General features: G+C 69.8%; 2 pseudogenes. One reads left to right on the top strand and one right to left on the bottom strand.

Features of this window, described 5'->3' with window-relative positions:
- Positions 1–216 (bottom strand): annotated as a pseudogene (locus ACNPM4_RS06785) (hypothetical protein); the annotation flags it as partial.
- A 227-nt stretch (positions 217–443) separates the two neighbouring features.
- Between ACNPM4_RS06785 and ACNPM4_RS06780 the strand changes: the two are divergent.
- Positions 444–596: pseudogene (locus ACNPM4_RS06780) on the top strand (MFS transporter); the annotation flags it as partial.

Below are 596 nucleotides of genomic sequence, written 5' to 3'. Positions count from 1 at the left end.
CACAGAGGGGGAGTCGAGGACCGCGTCGAACGCCGCCCGGATGCCGGCGACGTCGAACAGCTCGGGCGCGGGGAGACCGCCGGCGAACGAGATGACCTCCGGGCGCTCGGTCAGCGCGAGAAGGTCGCGCACCGGCGAGGTCTTGGCGTTTCCTGCGCGCTGCGAACGCGGAGGGAGGGTGAGTGCGGCGGCAGCGGCATGCGGGGCAGTGGTCAACGGAGGTTCTTCCTCGGAGGAGTGAGTGCGGGGACAGCGGTGCGGCGGTGTCGCCCAGGATAGACCCGTCCCGAAACGCTCATCTCTCGGGCACTTCCCGGGACCATCCGCTATCCTGGGGTCGTCGCGGCTCGCCCGCGGCCGCACAAACCGTGTATCTACCGGCCGTCGGCATCCCCGGCGGACAGCGGCGGCACCCGACATCGCGTCTTCGACGCGCGAGAGCCATGACACACGCATCAGCACCCCCGCAGATCACCGAGCCGAGCCCGAGCCTTCTCCGTCTCGCCGGATTCCCCTACTTCCTCATCGCCTTCATCGCGCGACTTCCGTTCGCCATGATGGTCGTCGGCGTCCTGACCGTCGTCGTCTCGGCCCGC

It is taken from the genome of Microbacterium umsixpiens, assembly GCF_053543675.1.
Note: the sequence above shows the minus strand (reverse complement) of the source record. Positions and strands in the feature narration are given on the sequence as shown.